2 protein-coding genes are annotated in these 2,867 nt (G+C 42.8%); both read right to left on the bottom strand.

The window, feature by feature from the left end:
- Positions 1–813 precede the first annotated feature (813 nt).
- Positions 814–1,302, bottom strand: coding sequence for an ankyrin repeat domain-containing protein (locus Q0238_RS08090; RefSeq protein ID WP_297944882.1), 489 nt, complete (start codon positions 1,300–1,302; stop codon positions 814–816).
- The gene (locus tag Q0238_RS08095; protein ID WP_297944885.1) at positions 1,299–2,735 is read right to left on the bottom strand and encodes a catalase; all 1,437 of its coding nucleotides are present in this window, start codon (positions 2,733–2,735) and stop codon (positions 1,299–1,301) included. Before Q0238_RS08095 ends, Q0238_RS08090 begins: the two co-directional genes overlap by 4 nt.
- Between the last annotated feature and the right edge of the window lie 132 nt (positions 2,736–2,867).

Consider the following 2,867-nt stretch of genomic DNA (forward strand, 5'->3'; position numbering starts at 1 on the left):
ACGCCGCGGACGCAGAGCGCTCGCTGCAAGACTGGCGCAAGCAGCTGGAGATAGAATTTAAGAGCTTATAGTCGTGATCCTTAAGATATCAAAATTAGGCTACATATAATAATCGGCTCGGCATAAAAGGCTTGATCGATGAACCTAAAATGGTAAAATTTAGCCGCAGTACTAAGCCAAATCCAGCTACAAGACAAGCGCGCTGAAACACCTTAAAAATTTACAAACCCTGAAAAGATTCGAAGGGAAATTTATAGTCTTGCCACAAGGATCGCAATAAATCATACCAATCTTCATCGCAAAAATTGAGTTCCACGGGCGAAGCCGACAAGACCTGCTAAATTCAGACGAAATGGGAAGCGCAGCAAAGCAGATGGAGGGAAAAATGCAAATTAGACAGGCAGCGCTAGCAAAATAACGCAGGCGTAGCCATACACTACTAAACTAGCGAAGCGGACGAACGAGCAATATAAAATTCTATCTCCTAAGCCGGCAGAGAGTTAAATTATAACCTAAAAATCGCGCGCCGTTTATAGTCATAAAAGAGCGTGCCATATTAGATAAACGAAGAGGGCTTATTGTGTTATTGGCATATCGCAAAACGACACTATACCTATGTACCAGATAAGCGAGAGAAGCAAAATCTTAAAGGTTAGAAATGGTATACCAAAATTTCAAGCCATCCTTGTATCTTTTTAGCAAAATCTCCGAAATTTCGCCCTATGCGAGCCCTAAAATACGTCAAATTTTAAACCGTGTATAAGCGCTAAAGTGCGTAAATTTTAAACCGCCAAATATCAAGGCATATCAAATTTAAACCGCTCGCGCGCTCTTTTTGGCGAAAATTCCTAAAAATTTAACCGCCAGTTTTTGTAGCAAGCCCTGCTTTTTACGTTTACTTAGTAAAAATTTTGCCGTTTCACTTCTACCAAACATCACAGCAAAGGCATAGGGTGTCATACCAAGACCACTCGTAGCCTCTACGTCTGCACCTGCATTTACGAGAGCTTTGACTACCTCCAAATGCCCTTTAAAGGCCGCGCCCGCGAGCGGGGTTTGCCCGCGGTCGTTACGCTCATCGACTCTGGCGCCGTTTGAGAGCAGCATATTTACAGTCTTTAGCGCGTTATTATAGCTAGCTAGCATTAAAAGCGTGTCGCCTTTGGCGGATTTTAAATTTACGCTAAGACCGGCTTTTATCATCTTTTCTAGCTCGTCAGCATCATCTCGCCTGGCAAAATCAAGCGCTATAGCGCAAAGCTCACCATATCTTTGCTCCTCGGCCTGCGTTAAGCTCGTCAATTTTTTGCTTTCAAAGCGGCTCTTACGCCATTTGCATAGTCAGCGGAAATTTTTTCAAAATGTCCTATCGCGCGCTCTTTTATCGCTTCGCTCACACCCTCCATGCTATCTGCGATATTACTAAAAAGCTGCGATTTTTGTTCGTCGCTCATTAGCTCAAAAAGCGCTCTAGGTTGCGAATAATAATCCTGATCCTCGACTCTGTGATCGTATCTTTGCATCGCGCCTTCTATGCTTATATCAGGTTCTAGCAGAGCACGATCCTCTTTGGCACCGCCAAAGCTGTTAGGCTCATAGTAAGCCTTATCGTCAAGCTCATACATTCCGTTATTCATCGCGCCGCCCACGACGTAAGTATTGACCTCGCTTACAGGACGATTAACATCTAGCTGCGCGTAGTGCGTGCCGATACGATATCTTTGAGCGTCGGGGTAGCTAAATATCCTTGCTTGCAGCATCTTATCGGGACTAAAGCTGATACCAGGTACTATATTTGACGGACTAAATGCAGCCTGTTCAACTTCATTGAAATAATTTTTCGGATTTTCGTTTAGCGTCATGACGCCCACGTCGATGAGCGGGAACTCCTTATGAGGCCAAGTTTTGGTTAGATCAAAGGGGTTAAATTTGACCTCTTTTGCCTGCTGTAGAGTCATTATTTGAATTTTAAAATCCCAGCTTGGAAAGTCGCCCTTTTCTATACTCTCAAAAAGATCGCGTTGATTGCTCTCTCGATCTTTTGCAATGATCTGTGAGGCCTGAGCGTTGGTTAAATTTTTAATGCCTTGGCGAGTTTTGAAATGAAATTTAACCCAAAATCTTTCGTTTTTGTCATTTATAAGGCTGTAGGTGTGGCTGCCAAATCCGTGCATATGACGGTAACTTGCCGGAATACCGCGGTCACTCATCAGGATGGTTACTTGATGCATACTCTCAGGGCTTAAGCTCCAAAAGTCCCATGCTGCCTCATTTGAACGGAGGTGTGTGCGAGGATCACGCTTTTGCGTGTGGATAAAATCCGGGAATTTATACGGGTCTTTTACAAAAAAGACGGGAGTGTTGTTTCCGACCAAATCCCAGTTGCCCTCTTTGGTGTAAAATTTAATCGCAAAGCCCCTTACGTCGCGCTCAGCATCAGCCGCTCCAGCTTCACCGGCAACGGTAGAAAATCTCAAAAGCAGCCTTGTTTTCTCGCCTTTTTGCAATACTTTGGCTTTAGTATATCGTGAGATGTCGTGCGTAATCTCCAATGTTCCGTATGCAGCGCTACCTTTTGCGTGAACGGCGCGCTCGGGGATGCGCTCTCTGTTTTGATGAGCTAGTTTTTCAAGTAGCTGATAATCTTGTAACATTATACCTCCGCGACTGCCTGCGGTAAGGGAGTTTTGGTTATCCGCGATAGGATTACCCGAAGTAGTGGTTAGTTTTTTCATATTTATTCCTTTCTAATAAAATTTATCTGTAATTATACACATATAAATTAAAATATTCATTAAATAATAAAAATTATTGATAAAAGTTTAGGCTTAGAATTTGTAATATTTTAAAATTTTTAGAAACTGTAT

Source organism: uncultured Campylobacter sp., assembly GCF_938045775.1.
Classification (GTDB): Bacteria; Campylobacterota; Campylobacteria; order Campylobacterales; family Campylobacteraceae; genus Campylobacter_B.

Coding starts and splice junctions, on each gene's coding strand:
- Q0238_RS08095 (WP_297944885.1), bottom strand. CDS start 2,735: ATGAAAAAACTAACCACTACTTCGGGTAATCCTATCGCGGATAACCAA.